This window comes from Paenibacillus nicotianae, assembly GCF_042681745.1.
Lineage (GTDB): Bacteria > Bacillota > Bacilli > Paenibacillales > Paenibacillaceae > Saccharibacillus > Saccharibacillus nicotianae.
Window position 1 is genome coordinate 286,798 of record NZ_JBHUGF010000010.1, and the last position, 20,745, is coordinate 307,542.

17 protein-coding genes are annotated in these 20,745 nt (G+C 40.3%); 14 read left to right on the forward strand and 3 right to left on the reverse strand.

All coding sequences use genetic code 11. The annotated features are described in order from the left end of the window. Window positions 1-124 precede the first annotated feature (124 nt). The 3 genes from ACFSGI_RS05550 to ACFSGI_RS05560 all read right to left on the reverse strand — a co-directional run bounded on the left by ACFSGI_RS05550 (window position 125) and on the right by ACFSGI_RS05560 (window position 6,966). Window positions 125-2,575, reverse strand: a complete 2,451-nt coding sequence (locus ACFSGI_RS05550) for a right-handed parallel beta-helix repeat-containing protein (RefSeq protein WP_204823187.1) — start codon at window positions 2,573-2,575, stop codon at window positions 125-127. 541 nt (window positions 2,576-3,116) lie between these two features. Beyond that, the gene (locus ACFSGI_RS05555; protein WP_204823188.1) at window positions 3,117-5,573 is read right to left on the reverse strand and encodes a right-handed parallel beta-helix repeat-containing protein; all 2,457 of its coding nucleotides are present in this window, start codon (window positions 5,571-5,573) and stop codon (window positions 3,117-3,119) included. Between the two features lie 319 nt (window positions 5,574-5,892). Further along, on the reverse strand, window positions 5,893-6,966 hold the full coding sequence (locus ACFSGI_RS05560; protein WP_204823189.1) for a M42 family metallopeptidase: 1,074 nt from the start codon (window positions 6,964-6,966) through the stop codon (window positions 5,893-5,895). 221 nt (window positions 6,967-7,187) lie between these two features. Here ACFSGI_RS05560 and ACFSGI_RS05565 point away from each other — a divergent pair, with 221 nt between their 5' ends. The 14 genes from ACFSGI_RS05565 to ACFSGI_RS05630 all read left to right on the forward strand — a co-directional run bounded on the left by ACFSGI_RS05565 (window position 7,188) and on the right by ACFSGI_RS05630 (window position 20,671). Then, a complete protein-coding gene (locus ACFSGI_RS05565; protein ID WP_204823190.1) occupies window positions 7,188-8,144 on the forward strand; it encodes an AAA family ATPase in 957 nt (318 codons plus the stop codon). A 2-nt stretch (window positions 8,145-8,146) separates the two neighbouring features. After that, a complete protein-coding gene (locus ACFSGI_RS05570) occupies window positions 8,147-9,412 on the forward strand; it encodes a DUF58 domain-containing protein (RefSeq protein WP_204823191.1) in 1,266 nt (421 codons plus the stop codon). Further along, window positions 9,409-11,625 (forward strand): DUF4129 domain-containing transglutaminase family protein, encoded by a 2,217-nt coding sequence (locus ACFSGI_RS05575; protein ID WP_204823192.1) that lies wholly within the window; start codon window positions 9,409-9,411, stop codon window positions 11,623-11,625. The genes ACFSGI_RS05570 and ACFSGI_RS05575 overlap by 4 nt, the downstream gene beginning before the upstream one ends. 150 nt (window positions 11,626-11,775) lie before the next feature. Continuing rightward, window positions 11,776-12,303 carry a YqeG family HAD IIIA-type phosphatase gene (locus ACFSGI_RS05580; RefSeq protein WP_204823193.1) on the forward strand — a complete coding sequence of 176 codons (528 nt, stop codon included), beginning with the start codon at window positions 11,776-11,778 and terminating at the stop codon, window positions 12,301-12,303. Beyond that, window positions 12,300-13,427, forward strand: coding sequence for a ribosome biogenesis GTPase YqeH (gene yqeH, locus ACFSGI_RS05585; RefSeq protein WP_204823194.1), 1,128 nt, complete (start codon window positions 12,300-12,302; stop codon window positions 13,425-13,427). Before ACFSGI_RS05580 ends, yqeH begins: the two co-directional genes overlap by 4 nt. 36 nt (window positions 13,428-13,463) lie before the next feature. Further along, window positions 13,464-14,339: a shikimate dehydrogenase gene (gene aroE, locus ACFSGI_RS05590; protein ID WP_204823195.1), complete on the forward strand. Its 876-nt coding sequence runs from the start codon at window positions 13,464-13,466 to the stop codon at window positions 14,337-14,339. Window positions 14,340-14,357: 18 nt separating this feature from the next. Next, complete coding sequence (gene yhbY / locus ACFSGI_RS05595; RefSeq protein ID WP_069329869.1) at window positions 14,358-14,654, forward strand: ribosome assembly RNA-binding protein YhbY; 297 nt, start codon at window positions 14,358-14,360, stop codon at window positions 14,652-14,654. A gap of 43 nt (window positions 14,655-14,697) precedes the next feature. Continuing rightward, a complete protein-coding gene (gene nadD, locus ACFSGI_RS05600) occupies window positions 14,698-15,291 on the forward strand; it encodes a nicotinate-nucleotide adenylyltransferase (protein ID WP_204823196.1) in 594 nt (197 codons plus the stop codon). Continuing rightward, the gene (yqeK, locus tag ACFSGI_RS05605) at window positions 15,272-15,856 is read left to right on the forward strand and encodes a bis(5'-nucleosyl)-tetraphosphatase (symmetrical) YqeK (protein WP_204823197.1); all 585 of its coding nucleotides are present in this window, start codon (window positions 15,272-15,274) and stop codon (window positions 15,854-15,856) included. The genes nadD and yqeK overlap by 20 nt, the downstream gene beginning before the upstream one ends. Next, window positions 15,856-16,203 carry a ribosome silencing factor gene (rsfS, locus tag ACFSGI_RS05610; RefSeq protein WP_069329867.1) on the forward strand — a complete coding sequence of 116 codons (348 nt, stop codon included), beginning with the start codon at window positions 15,856-15,858 and terminating at the stop codon, window positions 16,201-16,203. Before yqeK ends, rsfS begins: the two co-directional genes overlap by 1 nt. After that, the gene (locus tag ACFSGI_RS05615; RefSeq protein ID WP_204823198.1) at window positions 16,200-17,123 is read left to right on the forward strand and encodes a CvfB family protein; all 924 of its coding nucleotides are present in this window, start codon (window positions 16,200-16,202) and stop codon (window positions 17,121-17,123) included. The genes rsfS and ACFSGI_RS05615 overlap by 4 nt, the downstream gene beginning before the upstream one ends. Before the next feature lie 51 nt (window positions 17,124-17,174). Next, complete coding sequence (locus ACFSGI_RS05620; RefSeq protein ID WP_204823199.1) at window positions 17,175-17,969, forward strand: class I SAM-dependent DNA methyltransferase; 795 nt, start codon at window positions 17,175-17,177, stop codon at window positions 17,967-17,969. Between the two features lie 96 nt (window positions 17,970-18,065). Continuing rightward, entirely contained in the window at window positions 18,066-19,163 is a 1,098-nt protein-coding gene (locus tag ACFSGI_RS05625) for a GGDEF domain-containing protein (protein ID WP_204823200.1), read from the forward strand. Window positions 19,164-19,234: 71 nt separating this feature from the next. After that, the gene (locus tag ACFSGI_RS05630; RefSeq protein ID WP_204823201.1) at window positions 19,235-20,671 is read left to right on the forward strand and encodes a glycoside hydrolase family 1 protein; all 1,437 of its coding nucleotides are present in this window, start codon (window positions 19,235-19,237) and stop codon (window positions 20,669-20,671) included. Window positions 20,672-20,745 lie beyond the last annotated feature (74 nt).

Here is a 20,745-nt window from a genome sequence, read left to right on the forward strand (position 1 = left end):
ACGGTTAGTTACCAATTATCCCCGGAAATAGGGTTAAAAGATGAATCGCAAGTAGCATAATAGAAAAGATAATACCTACTATATTCATAAAAAATTCACAATATATTAGAAATAGCTATTCATTTTAGTGATTGCTCATTCCGCCTGAAGCTGATCTAGATACGACTTGAATTCTGTAATCATCTTGCGCTAATCCGATTTGTGGGAAAATGGTATTCAAATCTGTAAATTTACTAAGAATACTTGGATTGTTTGTACGATAATCCATAGTGTTGGCATTATAAAATTGAGCATCAGCGATAGTATTTAGAATCACATTGTTTGCTACAGTAAATGTTCCTTTTTTAGGTGTAGTGACTGCGCCGGTCTGAACAAATACATTGTCTGAAATCGAAGAACCATTCGGATATTCAGGATGCCAGTCAGGATTAAGAATATCTGCCCATAGATTGGTCGTATAACCATACGTAGCTTTCAAATCTTTGCCGTATTGTAGCCATGCTCCAGAAGTTGGGTTTTTGCTTATCAAGTTCTGTGCATACGTACTTGTAGCAGTATATCCGCGTGTAACTCCGCGATCATCGATCTGCCCTGCGGCTTTGGAAGCGATAATCAGGTTATTTTGTGCCAGATTGTCGTGTCCACCGCCCATAATAAAAGCGATCTGAGATTGTTGAATAATATTTTTGCTCACCACATCACCGCTATCTCCATCATCAAAATAAAATCCATGAGAGCGTTTGTTATGATGAATAAAGTTGTAGCGCAGAACATTTCCATAAGAAGTCCAATCCTGTGGTGTATAAAAAGCACCTGAATCACTTTCGACTAAAGACGTATTGTGGATTTCATTATACTCAAACAATAAGTTGTTATCTGAAGTATACTTAACTGCCGCCTTGGGCGTGTCATGGATCAAGTTATGATCAATCTTAATACCGACCGATTCGCGGATAACGATACCTTCAAGACTAATCAAAGTGCCGATATTTGAAATATGGTTATTGGTGATTCTAGAATTACCTGCGACTAGATTTGTACGATCTCCAGAGTACCCCATTGAGATCCCTGCTGCTCCAATTTCATAGACATCATTACTTTGGATCAGGTTGTTATTGCCATAGTAATCAACAATTCCTGTACCGGTGACATAACAGACTGTGTTGCCAGCAATTTTCATATGATGTGAACGCTGCATTTCGATTCCGTTTCCCATACCGCCTTCAACTGTAAATCCAAGCCATTGAATATATGAAGCATCACTCATTTTGATAATGGATGCTTTGTTATCAGATAAAGTAATAATTTGCTTGGTAAGATCACCTGTAGGATAGTAATAAATTTTGCCATCTTTAAAATCAAGTGCCCATTCGCCAGGAACATCAATTTCGTCTAAATAATTGATAGCTTTCCATTCTTCTTTACCTGTACCTACTCGATAGCTAACACTTGTATCTGGAATAAAAGGATCATCGTTCGATACTCCATATACATTGGAAGTGACATTGAACGTAGTAGCACTGGTACTTGGAACCGAAAATGCTGGAGTATAGACATCGTTTTGTACAGAAGCAGTCGACATCAGATTAGGACGATACACATCCATACTGACTGTTGAACTTTTGAGTGTATTAGTTACGACGGTTTTGCTAAATTTATCGCCCATACCGCCACTTGGAATATCATATAGAGAAATAATATTATCGTTAGGGTAAATAGCGCCTACTTTGCTAGTCACAGGGCTCCAGGCTGTTCTCCAAAATCCTTTAAGATAAAGATCATGTCCTTTAGCCATTGAAGATTTCCAGCGTTGAATACGGTTAGTGCCATCTGCATTGACTTCATCGTCTGTGATGCCATTTTCTGGCGTACCACCTTCACCGTAATAAAAAGATTTGGAATCTGCGGAACCGTTCATCGTTACCCAACCTGCACGATTGGCTGCTATATTTTGATTTTCATTAGGCCATTGAGAGATCGGTTGTCTAATACCGTCCACGATCAGATCAACAATACCCCATTGTTCTGTAAAAGTTGTACCTCCTGCAAAACCGGCAATATTCTGTATATTGAGCGAAGCTACATCTAGCTCGCGTAGTTTACTCGGTTGAATAGAAGGATTTACACGTGCTGCTGCATCTGCGCTTAGTGGTTGCCATGAGGTTGGATCGATGCCTTTGCCTGTAGTTAACGTAACCGTCTCTCCAGGATACGTTCGATAAATAACTGGTTTATCAGATGTACCTGAGTCTTGAGCATTGAGATCGAATGTGGTTGCTAAATTGTATGTTCCACCTTTAACCCAGACTGTCACACCGCCAGCAGGTAAATTACCTTTGTATGCACGTATCATAGATCTTGCTTTAAACAGTGTTTTGAAAGGTGCTGATTTGGTGCCTGTACCTGTAACATCATTTCCGGTAGGGTCGACATATACATTCACATTAGTTGCAACAGTACTTCCGCTACTTAGCATAGGAGTTGTTGCAGCATAACTTGTTTTTCCGATTGGTAGAAGAGTTAAAATAAGGCTGAGCGATACAATCCATGCTACCCATTTCGTCGTTGTTGTCATTATATTTTCCCCCTAATATCCTGGATGCTATTGCAATCAGATCAATGATTAACAAATAGTTGTACTCTAAGATGGCTAACGGTAGATATATGTTGATACAAGAGTAGGGTTATCAGATGATATCAGTATTGGATCAATCCTTGATATACCGTTTCGTTATACCAGTATTAGAAAGTACTTCAAGGACAAGAGGGTGAAATAGGTCAGATAACGTTGATAATTGGATGGAATAGTAGAATAAAGAGTGAGAAGAATTAGAAGAGATTCAATAAGAGAAAGTTGAAAATGTGCGGTTTCTTTAGCCACTTTCAGTATAATATATGTTCCAACAACTGATAACCGCCTTAATTTCTTATTATTATTTGTAAAAATTTGTATGTAAAGTAAATCATATTAGTATGTCCTTCCTATTCAGCAAGCAAGCATATTCTCCGATATATTGAGCTGTGATGTAAAAAAAGCATCCAATATCTTCAGATCAACGTCTGAACATATTGGATGCTTTGGCGAGTCTATTTATATAGCTAGTCTATATCACTTATCAATCAGAAGTTGCTGTTACAGAAGTAGTATTGTCTTTTTGCAATCCAATCTGAGGATAGATCTGGTTAATCGTTGGAAAGATCGCCAGAATAGTTGGATTTTGTGTATAGATCCCATTTGTAGTATTAGGATTCAATCCGGCTGATTGCATACTGCTGATTCTTGGATTGTTCTGAATCACGACTGCTCCTTTTTTGGGAATAACAAGAGCACCTGACTGAACAACTGCATTATCTTTGAAATGAGTACCGTTCGGATATTCTGGATGCCATTTCGGATTCAGTATATTTTTCCATAGATTTGTATCGTATCCATACGTATCTGCTAGCACTCGACCATACGATTTCCACGGCTCTGCTAAAGGTTGCTTGGCTATTAATTGCTCGGCATGGGTGCTATCTGCGGTATATTTACGTGCAATGCCGCGATCATCGATCTGAATACCTGATGTTGCATTGACAATCACATTGCCTGTTGCCCGGTTATGGTGACCACCGCCAAATAGAAAAGCTTTGGATACACCGGAGACTATATTATTAGTAAATGTATCTCCGCTATCTCCATCATCTGCATAAAATCCATTTGCTCGCGGGCTATCATGCACATAGTTATACCGCAATACATTGCCATATGAAGTCCAATCTTGAGCCGTATAAAATGCTCCTGCATCACCATCTTCCAATGAAATATGATGAAGCTCATTATATTCAAATAGAAGATCATTGTTATACACATATCGTATGCCATGCTTGGGCACATCATGTATCAGATTATGGCTAATCGTCATCCCAATCGACTGTGTAATAATCAATCCTTCCAGAGCAATAAGAGTACCGGTATGGTGAATATGATTGTTAGTAATCACAGACTGTGCTGGAATCAAAGTATCTCGATTACCTGCATACCCGATACTGATCCCAAAACTTCCTGTTTCATAAATAGTATTATTTTGTATGATATTGTGATGACCATAGTAATCAAGAATTCCACCGCCACCGATATTTCGAATCGTATTGTTATCTAATAAAATATGATGAGAATTCTGCATTTCAATCCCATTATTCAATCCACCTTCAATTGTAAGTCCAACAAAGTTGAGATAGGAAGTATTCGTTAATTTGATAATAGGGCCGGTACGATCAGCAATAATAATATTCTGCTTGCTTATATCTCCATCAGGATAATAGTAGATTTTCTGATCTTTAAAATCCAAAGCCCATTCGCCGGGCATATCAATCTCATCTAACAAATTCAGTGCTTGCCATTCTTCTGTCCCTGTACCGACTCGATATACTTGATACGTAACAGAAGTGACGGTAGGAGGAGAGACGGGAACACTTGGCTGAGTATAGACATCATGAGCTACATAGACATCTTGTGTAACATACGTATCATTATGAATCGTTACAGGAGATGGGGCAGGGAAGTTTACTGAACTAGCAGTTGACGATATCGCTGGTGTAGAATCAGCTATTGGCACTTCTTTGCTCCATTTTGAACCTATTCCGCCTTCTGGCATATCGACTAACCGAATAATATGACGCGTATTATCAATACTTTCGACTTTGCTAGTGACCGGATCGAAATCAGTGCGCCAGAATCCTTTGAGATATAGATCATGACCTTGTTCTATTGAACGTTGCCAGCGTGCAGTGCGATCCGTCTGATCGGCATTCACTTCGTCCGTCGTAATCCCATCTTTCGGCTGTCCACCTTCACCATAATAAAAGGACTGCGGATCAGCCGAACCATTCATTGTCACCCAACCTACACGATTTTTGCCTATTTTTTGTTGAGGATTAGGCCATTGAGAGATCGGTTCTCGCACACCATCTACAATCAGATCGGCAATACCCCATTCTTTGGTAAATGTGGTTCCTCCAGGAAAGCCAGAAGTGTTTTTAAGCCCTAGCGATTGGACATCTAATTCAATTAATTGATCAGCATATACAGCAGGATTCACGCGGGCTGCTGCTTCCGGGTTAAGCGGTTGCCAGAGAGTCGGATCAATCGTTCTGGCAGTGGTAATCACTGCTTGTTCATTCGGATAATTACGATACGTTACCGGACGATCGGCAGTACCTGAATCTAATTCATTAAGTTCTAAGGTGGAAGACAGTTCATATTCGCCTTCTCGTAACCAGACGGTTGTACCGCCTTCAGGTCTTTCAGCATACGTATCCCGTAATACAGAGCGTACTTTGGGCAAAGTGCGATAAGGAGCTTGGAAAGTTCCTGCACCCAAATAGTCGCTTCCTTTAGGAGAAACATATACATTTTGAGTGACCGTAGGTACATCGGATAGAGTGGATACGCTGTTAGATGCAGAAGGAGAAGCATTTTCTTCTGCGATTACAGGTACAGAATAGACAAACGAACCAAAAGGCATCAAACATACAGTCAGCAACACCAGATGTCTAGACCATTTTTGATAGAGCACAGTCTTTAAAGTCATTAGTTCTCTCCTTTTATCTATCTAATTTGTCCATTATTATAAAGGGTATACAACCGAATTACATGTGCCGATAGGGTTAAACGGCGCATAGATATAGTCTTATTTTAGCCAATGTAATTGACGAGTAATGTAGATTAAACCAAGAAAAAGTCGGTACATTGCTTCTTTTCTGGTCGAATAAATAATGTGTAAATGAGTCGATAGACGATAAAAAAACCGGTTACTTTTCTCTAATAAAGAGATCTGATAACCGGTTTTTGGCGTATATAATAAGTAAAAAGATAGGAATAGAAAGAATACTTACGTATCAGATAAACGATTAAGCGCGATCTAAAATCGTACGATACGTAGAAGCATCCATATTTTTAACAAGTTTGATCAGCAGTTCTTTAGCAGCATCATAATCATCGGTATGAATAATAGAAGAAGAAGTATGGATATACCGTCCACAAATACCGATAATAGTAGAAGGGACGCCTGTTCCACTGACATGGACTTGTCCGGCATCTGTTCCACCAGCAGAAATAAAATACTGCACTGGAATCTGATGGGTACTTGCTGTATCTTGAATATATTCAACCATTCCGCGATGCGTAAACATGGTCGGATCATAAATACGTAATAATGCACCTTTGCCTAAATGACCAAACGCATTACGATCTCCTGTCATATCATTAGCAGCACTACAATCCAGTCCAAAGAAAAGGTCAGGCTGAATCAACTGAGCCGCTGTACGTGCACCACGAAGCCCCAGTTCTTCTTGCACTGTTGCTCCTGAATACAAAGTACCACCAAGCTTTTCACCATGAACCGCTTGTAATAATTCGATAGCAAGACCTACTCCATAGCGATTATCCCAAGCTTTTGCCATGATTTTTTTGGGATTAGCCATTGGTGTGAACTCACAGATCGGCACAACTTGCAGTCCGGTACGCAATCCCATCTGTTCCGCTTCTGCACGATCATCTGCACCAATATCAATATACATGGATTTGATATCTACCGGTTTGTTGCGTTGTTCTGGACTGAGTAAATGAGTAGGAGTAGAACCTACAACGCCAACAATAGGGCCGTTATCAGTAATAATATGCAGACGCTGGGCAAGTACAACCTGACTGAACCATCCACCTAAAGGTTGAAAACGAATCAGCCCTTGCTCAGTGATGCCAGTTGTCATAAATCCAACTTCATCAAAGTGACCTGCGACCATCATTTTCGGTCCATGTTCATCACCACGAATAACACCAAATAAGCTACCGAGTCGATCTTGTACAAATTCATCGGTATAAGGTTCCATTTTTTCTTTGACCCAATGCCGAAGTTCTCTTTCAAACCCCGATACTGCGGGGAATTCGGTTAATTGTTTAAACATCTGAAGCGTCTGTTGATCCATTGACGTAGGTCACTCCTTAACAGTGTTATTCTTTGTTATAGTATGAACTTCATGTCGAAAAATGTCCAATTATTTGCCCTGACTTCAAATTGTAATCAGCCATTAAAGTGACTCTGACTTATCGTTCATGTACAATATAATTATATACGCATTTTTTACAAAGGTAGCGTCATTACATCATAATATAACAATATGAACCAGAAGCAGGAGGTTTTATATATATGTCGGCACGCAAAGAATCGATGCAAGTCATCGCGGCTGTAAGATCCAATCTAGAATCATGTATATTAGGCAAATCATTTGAAATTGAGCTGTTACTTACCGCTTTGCTTGCTGGAGGACATGTTCTAATTGAAGATGTTCCAGGAACCGGTAAAACGCAAATGATCAAAGCACTGGCTAAATCGATGAGTGGACAATATCGCCGTATTCAGTGTAATCCAGATATTTTACCAAGTGATATCACAGGTGTTTCTATTTTTCATCCCCGGGATGAGCAGTTTTATTTCCGTCCAGGGCCGGTTATGACTAATATTTTGCTTGCCGATGAGATTAATCGTGCAACAACCAAAACACAATCAGCTTTATTAGAAGTTATGGAAGAACGTAGTGTGACAGTAGATGGAGAGACGCATCCATTGCCACATCCATTTATGTTATGTGCGACACAGAATCCGATTGATTTTGAAGGAACGTATATGTTGCCTGAAGCTCAATTAGACCGTTTTATGATGAAAATTACACTGGGTTATCCTGATGAGCAGACAGAGCGTAATTTACTTCGTCATGGTGCTGCCGGACAACCTGTAGATCGCTTAGAACCGGTCACAGATATGCAACATATCGCTGATATTCAGCAGGAGATTCGTAATATTCATTTAGATGAATCGGTTAGCGACTATCTGGTTAGTGTGATCCGTCATACGCGCGAACATGCGTCGGTCTTACTTGGTGCAAGTCCACGTGCAACACTGTCCTTTATGATGGCTGTTAAGGCCTATGCTTTTATACAGAATCGTGATTATGTACTGCCTGATGATGTCAAAAAGTTAGCCCCTTATGTGATTCCACATCGTATCCTTCCACGTCCAGAAGCTCGTATGGAACGTATGAGTTCTGAACGAATTGTAGCGCAGATTTTGGAGCAAGTTCATGCTCCTGTATCTATGGGACAATAAGTATGAGAGCCTTATTTTCATACTTGCGTCTGAATTTGCAGTGGAAACGCCAACCATCTAAATTATGGTTGGTGTTTATGGTATGGATTGGATGTTTGTTTTATGTGCTTTTTCAAGGTGGCAAAACATCAGTCATGTTATTTGCGATGGTTTCTTTATTATCGCTCTATTTAATAGGTGGTGGCTTTCGAGGAGTAGGACGCGCACATGGCCAGCGTCATTTGTCGACCGCAGGGGATCAGGGAGAAATGATTCTTGCTGGTGATCAAGTGCAGGTGCGTCTGGATGTGACGATTCCGGGATTTTTACCATTACCATATGTTATTATCCGCGAAACGCTCAAACGTCATAATGGAGAATCATGGTCTTTTGAAGAAAGTCTGATTCCTAGTATGCGCGGCAAAGGAGAACTGTTATTCCAGACTCCTCCACTAGAGCGAGGACGTTATCGCTTTTACGGTACAGAATGTATCAGTGAAGATATTTTTGGCTTGATTGAAAATAAAGGGCAATTCACAGCGCCAGGTGAATTTCTGGTGTTGCCACGTATCGCTTTTATTCCGAACTGGCAAATGGGGTCACGTTATTCTAGACTTGGTGGACAGCAAACGTCGCAATTAATGTCACGACCGGAAACGAACCAGATCAACGGTGTGCGTGATTATGTGTATGGAGATCGAATTTCTCGTATTCACTGGTCTGCAACCGCTCGTACAGGCAATTGGAAATCTAAAGAATTTGAACATGAATCGTTGCCCAAAACAGTATTAGTGCTTGATGCGATAGCTGATCATTATGAATCGGATGCTGCTTTTGAATTAGCGGTATCGACAACAGCATCAATGCTTGATTATGGAGTGCGGGAACGAATGGGAATGGGGTTATTTACGACCGGACAGAACAAAGGTGTCTTTTTGCCATCAGATCATATAGGGGAACGTCAAAGAATGCGTCTGCATCTGGTGGATGTCGTAGCAGATGGCAAAGGTCGTTTGTTAGATCAACTGGAAGACCATGCGCGTATGTTTCCGGCAGGCACTTTATTTATTCTGATTACGCCTTTAATGGATGAAAAAGTGTGGGAGATTTTTCAATTTGCTCGTATGCGTCAGATGACACCACTTCAATTTTTAATTCATCCTTCGATCGAAAAAAATAAAGAAGCAGTGATAAACTGGTCACAGTCTGCTCATGCACGCGGTGTATCCTGTTATCCTATTTCTTCATTAGAGCAATTGCCAGCTACGTTGGGAGGGGGAGCGATTTGAAAAAATGGTGGAATGGTATAAGTCGCTCTTGGTACTATTCATTATCTTTATTATGGGTTTTTATTATTGCTTTACAATGGATTAATTATGCAGATGGAGTCTGGTATCAAGAAACGACTCCGCTGGTGTTAGCAACAATGGCTGTGGTAGCGATTATCGATATTTTAATCCCGCTCAAAATCATATATCGCCTCATTATCAAATTGGTTGCAGTATTAGGCACAGTCTATTATGTGCTAAATCATTACGGCTTTTATAGCTGGCAAGAAGGTTCGTTAACAGATAATCTAGAGACATTTGTAGAGACATTATCGCCTTATCTATGGTTTGTTTTATCAGCATGGGTATTGATAGAAGTCTCAGCACGAATTGGTTCATCACGCCGAGCGATTATTATGTTTGTTGGTACGAATATTGCAGCTTTGGCTATTTTAGATTCTTTTACTACGTCTATGATGTGGGAAGAAGTAGCATGGGTTGTTTTTGCAGGCATGGGTTGGTTGGTGAGTAATCATTTTCGTTATTTTCAGCAACGATTTCCTAAAGGGTGGAAACATCTACGCCGATATCCACTCAAAATCATTTTTAATATTGCAGTGATTTTTTCGATTATTTTACTGGTAGGGGTCAATGTACCGGAAGTTCAACCTACACTGAAAGATCCGTACACTGCATGGAAAAATTGGCGCGGGGAAGCAGTAATTACAATCAACGGCTCTAACCCGTTAAATGGACAAGGAGCATCTTCAGGATATAGTCGAGAAGACTCCAATCTAGGTGGCGGATTTAATTTTGACTATACGCCTGTAATGACAGTCAGCACTACTAGCCGTAGTTATTGGCGCGGAGAAACACGTACAGTCTATTCAGGAGAAGGTTGGATAGATCGTTCTAGCAATGGATGGAGTGAATTGCAATCGGTAGAAGCAGGTAGCGAGCTTCCACTGGATGAATCTTCAGATGTTGAAAAGAAAACTGTGAAGCAACAGGTCAAAATGTTGTCTGAAGATAATGTAACGTATCCTGTCCTATTCGGTGCTTATACGATCGGAAGAGTTACAGATGTCGACGGTGGTTCAGATACATCTCAATTGGATTGGCGTAGTAACCCTGGTGAAATTCACTGGAGCCCTACCCGTCAGAATCGTAAATTTCCAGAATCGTATTCACTCGTTTCCAGAGTGCCGATTATACCTGTCAAAGAATTGGAAAAGAAAACATTTAATCAATTGTATGCCGACAAATCGTTAGACCAGTATCTTCAAGTGCCTTCTGAATTGCCAGATCGTGTGCGTAATTTAGCCCGCGAAGTGACAGCTTCAGGAGATACACCTTATAAGAAAGTAGAATTATTACAACAGTATTTGCAAAACAATTTTGCTTATACCAACAATCCTGATTTATCAAAGAAAAAAAGTCGTGATTTTGTAGACAGCTTTTTATTTGAAGTCAAAGAAGGATATTGTGATTATTATTCTACAGCGATGGTTATGATGGCACGTTCATTAGATATTCCTGCTCGCTGGGTTAAAGGGTATGCTCCCGGACAAGCTTCTGGTTATGTAACCAGCGATTATTTCCCGGATGGCGCAACAGAATATACAGTAACCAATGCGGATGCACATTCATGGGCAGAAATTTATTTTGCTGATTATGGATGGGTACCGATTGAAGCAACACCAGGATTTGATATGCCGATGGTAACAGAAACGGTACAGACTCCGTCGGATGATACACCAACACCTGAACCAGAGGAAGAAGAACAGACACCAGAAGAAGAGGAAACAGCAACGCCTGTACAAGATAATGAACCTGCTGTACCGACTTCTGTCATCTGGATAGCAAGTGGTGTGATTGCTGCTTGGGCGATCGTAATGTTGATTCGTTATCGTCGTGAATTAAGCTTTATGCTGATGCGTATGCGTCAAGGTGAAGCTTTGACACCACAGCAAAAAATCATGGCTGAATCCAAACGCTGGTTAGCATGGATGAAACGGCATGGTATGGATCGTCGTTCTTATGAAACGTTACGTGAATCTGTAAGCAGGTGGGAAGAGGTACGCCCTGATTTGGCAGTGCAATTAACACCTTTACTTGAATTGTTTGAAAAAGCGAAATACAGTCCAGATCAGATTACAGAGGACGAGTGGGTCACTATGCAACATCATCTGCAAAACTTGCGAAAAAGATGGCGCAAAAGGGCTACAAAGTAGTATAATGGTGGATGGCTGAACGATTGTTCAAAACGTTGAACAAACTATTGATAAATCCTACAAAAAAACGCCGCTGATGCGGCGTTTCTTTTTGTCAGATAGGTTACACTTATGATATAGTTTGTCGTATGAAACCGAGGTGAATAAAGCTTGTTTGAGATGCTCGTACCCAAGTTGCGCGTGAATACTGTATTTGATATTGATCTAGAAGCAATGTATGCCAAAGGTTATCGTGGAATCATTACAGATTTAGACAACACACTCGTTGGTGCCAAAGCGCCAAATGCGACACCGGAATTGATTGAATGGTTTGCTAAAGTAAAAAAATACGGCTTCGAGCTGATTATTGTCTCGAATAACAATATGAGCAGGGTATCCTTATTTGCTACACCACTGGATATCAAATTTGTGCATGCGGCACGCAAGCCGTCTAATGCGCCATTTCGTAAAGCAATGACGCTGATGAAGTGGAGCGAAGAACAGACTATTGTTATCGGTGACCAATTGTTAACAGATGTATATGGTGGAAACAGACTAGGTTTATTTACGATTCTAGTATTGCCTATCGCTGCTAATGATGAAGGTTGGAGAACCAAAGTTAACCGTAAGGTCGAGCGGTTTGCCAGAAAACGACTGCGTAGAAAAGGACTGTGGTCCGAGGAGGAAAACAATAAATGACAGAACAAAGCGGTCTTACCGCTGGCGCGAAATGTAGTGGATGCGGTATTGCCCTACAGATGGATGCGCCTGAATTACCAGGATATTTACCAGCACAAGCACTAGAAAGAACACCTCTAGTATGCCAGCGCTGTTTCCGTATCCGCAATTATAATGAATCGTCGACAGTAACGGTAGATCAGAGCGAATTCTTGCGATTGCTCAGTGAAGTGGGCACAAAAGATGCACTGGTAATCCATATTGTCGACTTGTTCGATTTTCAGGGTAGCGTGATTTCAGGATTGCAACGTTTTGTAGGGAATAATCCTGTAATTCTGGCTGTGAACAAAATCGATTTGTTGCCGAAAGTCACTAATTGGAACAAATTACGTAACTGGGTACAAAAAGAAGCGAAAGAAATCGGGCTCAAAACCGAAGAAATCATTCTTTGTAGTGCCAAACAAAATACTGGATTTGAACGTATTCTTGAAGTGGTAGGTGAGATGCGTGGCAATCGTGATGTGTATGTAGTTGGTGCGACCAATGTAGGGAAATCTACACTGATCAACCGCCTTATTTCGGATTATAGTGATCTGGAAGAAGAACTAACCACTTCTCGTTATCCAGGTACAACTTTAGACACTGTTAATATTCCATTAGATGATGGACATTTTATTATTGATACACCGGGTATCGTGTATGAATCTCGTTATACTGAACTTGTAACGAAGCAGGATTTGGCTGCGATTATGCCGGACAAACCGCTGAAGCCGATGGTATACCAATTAAATGAAGGTCAGACGCTATTTTTTGGAGCGATGGCACGATTTGATTACCTCGAAGGTGGTCGTCAATCATTTACTTGCTTTATTAATAATAATCTCAAAATTCATCGTACCAAATTGGAACGTGCAGATGACTTGTTTGCAGATCATGCAGGCGTGATGCTGGCACCTCCAACCAAAGAACATTTAGCAGATTTGCCAGAATGGACACGTCATGAATTCCGTATTCCTCGTGGTTCACAGTGCGATCTATTTATTTCAGGATTGGGTTGGATCAAAGTTAATGGTAGTACAGGCGCATTGGCTGCTATTCATTTGCCTAAAGGTGTCAAAGTCATGATGCGTCCATCATTGATCTAATGTAAGTCTATCTTAATTCACAGGAGGAACTATACAATGACAGACCGGAAAACAAATTTATCTCATCATACGCTTTTGTTGGGCGTTATGGGAGATCCTATCGGGCATTCCAAATCACCAGCTATGCATAATATTGCGTTGGAAGCATCAGGGATTCCGGGGATGTATGTTCCTTTACATGTGAAGCCAGAGCAACTAGGTGAAGCAGTAGCCGGTACCAAAGCGTTAGGATTTAGCGGATTCAATGTCACGATTCCTCATAAAGTCGAAATGATGAAGTTGATGGATGAATTGGATGAATCAGCGATTTGCTGTGGAGCTGTTAATACAGTGGTGATCAAAGATGGCAAATTAAAAGGATATAACACTGATGGTATCGGTTATGTGCGTTCTCTCAAAGAAGAATTAAATAGTGAGTTATCGGGTAAACATATTACTATTCTAGGCGCAGGTGGTGCTGCGCGTGGAGTGGTATATGCTTTGTTGCGTGAAGAACCTGCAAGTGTAACGATCATTAATCGTACAGTAGACAAAGCTGAACAACTAGCAACAGAGTTCAGTCATGACACATTACAAGTACAAAGTGGTAGCTACGATACACTCGATAAAGTTCTTCCGCAGACCGATATACTTATTAATACAACCTCGATCGGGATGTCACCGAATAATGAGGAGACACCGCTAGAACAGAGTCAAATTCCAGAAGGAATTGTCGTTAGCGATCTGATCTATAATCCGTTAGAAACGCGTTTTTTGCGTGAAGCTAAAAGTCGTGGTTGTACAGTAGTTGGTGGATTAGGTATGTTTGTGTATCAAGGAGCATACGCTTATGAATATTGGACAGGACAATCTGCACCTGTATCTGTGATGCGTAGTGCTTTACTAGAAGCGATGAATCATCAAAAAGAATAGGTATTGAAGGAGAAATATATGTTAACAGGAAAACAAAAACGCTTTTTGCGTTCACAAGCTCATCATTTGGATGCGATTTTTCAAATCGGTAAAGGCGGTATGAATGACGGTATTGTTCGTCATGTACTGGATGCGATTGAAACACGTGAATTGATGAAAATTTCAGTATTGAATAACTGTCTGGAAGAACCAAAAGATTTGGCTGAAGAATTAGCAAAAAGCACTAAATCCGAGTTGGTTCAAGTGATTGGACGTACAATTATTTTGTACAAAGAATCCAAAGATCACAAACAAATTGAATTACCAAAAGCGTAATTGATCTTATTGTTATTATAAAATCGTATTCGGTGGTGTATTCATGAAAGTCGGTATTATGGGTGGAACATTCGATCCTGTGCATATCGGTCATATGTTAGCAGCAGAAGCAGCACTTCAAGGTTGTACATTGGATGAAGTCTGGTTTATGCCGTCACATATTCCGCCGCATAAGCACGAAGCGGGAGCTGGAGGAGACGAACGTCTTCAGATGGTGGAGCTTGCAGTAGGAACGAATCCTGCTTTTCGTACATTGGATATAGAGCTTGTACGTGGGGGTGTATCATATACGATTGATACGATCCGCGAATTACGAGCAAGGTATACAGAGCATGAATTCTTTTTTATTATTGGTGCAGATATGGTGAACTTTTTAACACAATGGCATGGCATTGAAGAACTAGCACAGGTGCTTACTTTTATCGGTGTAGGTCGTCCAGGCTCGGTCATTCGTAAAGAAGATTTACCGGATTATTTGCAGGAAAAAGTAGTTCTGGTGAATATGCCACAAGTGGATATTTCATCTACAGATATCCGTCAACGTCTAGCAGCAGGACAATCTGTTCGTTATATGGTACATGATCTAGTGAATGAATATATACAAAGGAGCGGTATCTATGAACCTGACACGCGATGAGTTGAAGGCATCAGTATCCGCTCAAATGCCACAAAAACGCTGGAAACATACTGAAGGCGTGATGCAATCAGCGATTGTACTTGCCAAACGATATGGCGCCGATCCGGTCAAAGCAGAGATTGCTGCAATTTTGCATGATGTAGCGAAATATTGGAGCACTGAACGTCAAGAACAAGTATTACGCGAACAAGCGTTAAATGATGAATTATTATTGTATGACAAGCCGTTATGGCATGCTGAAGTGGGAGCATATACGGCGCAGACAGAATACGGTGTAGACGATGAAGAAATATTGAATGCGATTCGTTATCATACGTCTGGACGTGTCGGTATGACTGTATTGGAAAAAGTGATTTGTTTGGCTGATTATATAGAGCCTGGACGTGATTTTCCAGGAGTCGATCATATCCGTAGTCTAGCCGAGCATAGTCTTGAAGCTGGATTGGTGGCTGGGTTTGATTCAACAATTCAGTTATTGGTTGCCAAACGTCAGATCATTTTTCCGTTAACAGTTTTATCTCGCAACGATTTGGTCAAACAGCTACAACTCGAGGGGGAACTTTAATGAAATTGAATCCTGAACAATTATTGCAACTTGCTGTAGAAGCAGCCGAAAGTAAAAAAGCAAGCAATCTGGTAGCACTAGATCTACGTGGTGTATCGATGATTGCTGATTATTTTGTAATCTGTCATGGTAACTCGGATACACAAGTACAAGCGATTGCAAGTGAAATCCGTAAAGTAATGCATGATGCTAAAGCAGAGATTCGTGGTATGGAAGGTGTAAATGCAGCTCGTTGGGTACTGATGGATCTTGGCGATGTAGTCGTTCACATTTTCCATCGTGATGAGCGTGAATACTATAACATCGAGCGTCTGTGGTCAGATGCTAAAGTGATGGAGAACGTATGAGTTTTGAATCCGGTACAGTATTAACGCTTGAATTGGTGCGTGAAGTATCGCCGTATGGTTTTTTTCTATCCGATGGAGAAAACGATGTATTGCTTCATTACAGTGAAATCACCAAAAAAATTAAAATAGGCGATCATATCGAAGTCTTTATTTTCCATGATACCGAAGATCGTTTGGCAGCAACGATGAAAAAACCATTTTTGACACTAGGTGGAATGGCGAAGCTAACAGTAGCAGATCTACATCCACGTCTTGGTGCTTTTCTTGAAATGGGACTAGGTCGTCAATTGTTATTGCCACTGAGCGAGATGCCTGAACTCAAAGAACTTCGTCCGCAAGTAGGCGATGAAGTGTATGTGATGATGGAGCATGATCGTCAAGGTCGTCTACGTGCCAAATTAGCAGGTGAGCTTGAATTTATGGAGCATACTTTTCACGCTCCTGAATCCTGGGTGAACCTCTGGTTAGATGCACAAGTCTATCGTCCGTTGCAGATGGGAACATTTGTGATTGTTGAAGGTGGCGTACTTGGATTTGGTGCATTGGGTATGATTCATCAAAGCGAGCGCAGTCGGATGCTTCGCCTCGGTGAAAAAGTCAACGTACGTGTAACACAAGTTCGTGAAGATGGACGTGTGAATCTATCTATGATTCCTCGTAAAGAAGTAGGTCGTGATCAAGATGCAGAGCGCTTACTTGCTTTCTTACATGAACGTCCTGATGGAGCAATGCCTTATTCGGATACAACAACACCTGATATTATCAAACAACGTTTTGGCATTAGTAAGTCTGCTTTCAAACGTGCCCTTGGTAAATTGATGCGTGAAGGTATTGTAGAGCAGAAAGAAAACTGGACAATGCTAGTGAAGCCAGCAGATTCTGCACAATCGACTTCATCTGAGGAAGAAAAGCAATCCTAAGTACTAGCGACTTTGTAGTGTGAATTGATCATTCTGTAATCGATATTGCAGATGTACGGAAGGACGGTTAGCGTATTGTCGTACCGGAAGTTTGCTTATGTATATGATGAATTAATGGCAGATATGCCTTACCCGGACTGGCTACGCTTTGTACGTGAAGTCTGGGACAAATATGGTATGCCTCGTACGGTGGCAGAACTTGGCTGTGGAACTGGTAGTATTACGATTCCGCTTGTCAATGCAGGCTTTCAAGTAACAGGAATCGATCTGTCATCAGATATGTTATCTGTTGCGAAAGACAAGCTAGAATCGACTCCGCAAGGACACCGTCTTTTTCAAAATGGTAGTGTAAACTGGGTATGTCAAAATATGACGCATTGGATGTTGCCTGAACCGGTGGATAGTGTGATTTCATTTTGCGATTGTCTGAATTATTTAACAGAACCTGAATATATCGTAGATACATTCCAATCGACGTATAAAGGACTCAAGTCAGGTGGTACGTTTGTATTTGATGTGCATCATCCACAAACCCTACGCCGTTATGATGAAGAGCAACCGTTTATGTTAGATGAGCGTGCTGTTTCGTATTTATGGACATGTGAATATGATCAAGTTCGTACCGAGATCGAACATCATTTAACGATCTTTGCCCGCACAGGGGAAGAGCGTAATGCGTTATATGAGCGTTTTGAAGAAACCCATGTTCAGCGTTCGTATGATCCAGAATGGTTGATAACAGAATTAATCAAAGCCGGTTTTCGAGATGTGCATTGTTATGCTGATTTTGAATGGGTAGAAGCTGGCGAAGATGCAGCTAGATTGTTCTTTGTAGCCATTAAATAATATGATATGATTTAATAGAAGCTCCCAATATAGGGAGCTTTTTTTTGATATACCAAATATGTACTGTTTTACAAATTCACAGATGAGGATTTTGAGATGCTGACTATTGTTCAATCGCTTCTAAACAACCTTACCTTTCTGACGACTACACTCTTTTTTGGTAATTTAATTTTAAAATGGCTGAGTAAAAGAATCGATATTCAGTCATTTTATATCAAATTACTATCCGGTGTATTTGCTGGAATCATTGGTATTACATTAACCAAATATTTTTCATTCCATTTGTCACCTATGATTGTACTGGATCTTCGTCAGGTGGCTATTATATTATCTTTTTATTTTGGTGGAGCATTAAGCAGTTTGCTGACCGCTGTAATTATTGGCGTATATCGACTGTTTTTGATAGACCCGATCAATTTTAGTTCATTTATCGGATTTTTTAATGCGATATTTACATTTTTGATTACAGGATTGTTTATGAAAAAAGGAAAAGAGCTAAAGTTATCTTACTGGATACGTATGATGGTAGGCATTTTAGCGGTATACGCATTATCTGTTATTTCTGTGCTTGGAGAAAAATCGTTTTTGATTATTGCATTATTTGCAACTTTTTATATTCCCGGAGTATTGTTTGTTTATTATTTACTTCGTTATATGAAACGTACCGATGATGTATTGGTATTAATGAGTGAAGCAGCCAATCTCGATTTTTTGACAGGGCTTCATAATCCAAGAGCATTTGAAAAAATGTTTGAACAAAAAACGATCAATCTAGTGCATTATCCACAACCTTTTGGTCTACTTATTTTGGATATTGACCACTTTAAGCATGTTAATGATACGTATGGACATTTAGATGGAGATACTGTACTAATTCAAGTTGCTCAGTTGTTGAAAGACACCATGCGTTCGAGTGATCATTGTGCTCGCAAAGGTGGAGAAGAATTTGCAGCTATTTTGAATGACTGTGGAATAGAAAAAACGTTAAATATAGCAGAATCGATTCGTAAAAAGATCGAAGATCACCCTTTTCTATTAGAGGATGGACAGATCATTCGTATTACGATATCGATAGGTGTTAGTTGTTATCCGCAAGATAAGCCTGAAAACATGTTTGAACAAGCAGATCGAGCATTATATATAGCCAAGTCGGCTGGACGGAATCAAGTGAAGATAGCTGAACCTTTATTATAAACAGTGCTTGATCTGAAATGCATTTCATACTTTATCATAAAAGCATCAATTCGCTTGAAGGAGGAGTACAAATGCATCATGAACACAAAAAAGCATTCCCAGCTGATTTTCTATGGGGATCAGCTTCCGCAGCATATCAAGTAGAAGGTGCTTGGAACGAAGATGGTAAAGGACCTTCGATGTGGGATTCTTTTACCAAAATTCCGGGCAAAACGTTCAAAGGAACCAATGGAGATGTAGCTGTAGATCATTATCACCGCTACAAAGAAGATATTGCTCTGATGGCAAAGCAAGGTCTTAAAGCATACCGTTTTTCGATTAGTTGGCCACGTATTTATCCGCAGGGTAAAGGTGAAGTGAATGAAGCAGGTTTGGTTTTTTACGATCAATTAATCGATGAATTGCTAGCGAACCAGATTGAACCGGTATTAACGTTATATCATTGGGATGCTCCACAAGCACTAGCAGATGAATACGGTGCTTGGGAATCTAGAGAAATGATTGAAGATTTCAATCAATATTGTATTACATTGTATAAACGTTATGGAGATCGAGTGAAGTACTGGGTATCGCTTAATGAGCAAAATTATAATTCTAACCATGCGTTTATTACAGCCATGCATCCACCAGGTGTACATGATCGCAAACGTTTTTACGAAGCGAATCATATTGCTTTTCTAGCAAACGCCAAAGCGATTGAATCATTCCGTAAATATGTACCAAACGGTAAAATAGGACCTAGCTTTGCCTATTCTCCTTCGTATCCAGCTAGCAGTCAGCCTCGTGATATGCTGGCGTATGAGAATGCAGAAGAATTTCAAAATAACTGGTGGTTGGATACGTATTGTCTCGGTCATTATCCACAGGTAGCTCTTCGTTATCTGGAAGAGCATGGTCTGGCACCAACTTTTGAAGAAGGCGATATTGAATTATTGACTAAAGGGATTCCTGATTTTGTCGGTGTTAATTATTATCAGACGATTACGTATGAATTTAATCCGATAGATGGGGTAGCTGAAGGCAAAATGAATACCACCGGACAAAAAGGAAGCAATGAAGATACAGGAAGACCAGGTCTATACAAAACAACGCCTAATACTCATTTAGAAACGTCTAACTGGGACTGGGCTATTGATCCAATCGGCTTGCGGATAGGATTACGTCGTATTACGAGCCGTTATGGACTGCCTGTCTTTATTACCGAAAATGGATTAGGTGAATTTGATAAGTTAGAAGCAGATGGAAGTATTCAAGATGATTATCGGATTGATTATTTGCGTTCTCATCTAGAACAATGTCGTGAAGCCATTGCTGACGGCGTGGATCTGATCGGCTATTGTAGCTGGTCATTTACCGATTTGTTAAGCTGGTTGAATGGTTATCAGAAACGTTATGGCTTTGTTTATATCAATCGTGATGAAGATAGTGAAAAAGATATGCGTCGTATTCCGAAAAAAAGTTACTATTGGTATCAACAGGTGATAGAAAGTAACGGAGAACAACTATAAGGTAACAAAGGGATATAAAACAACCGCCTTTTCTTGGATAGCATGTTCAAGAGAAAAGGCGGTTGTTTATCGTT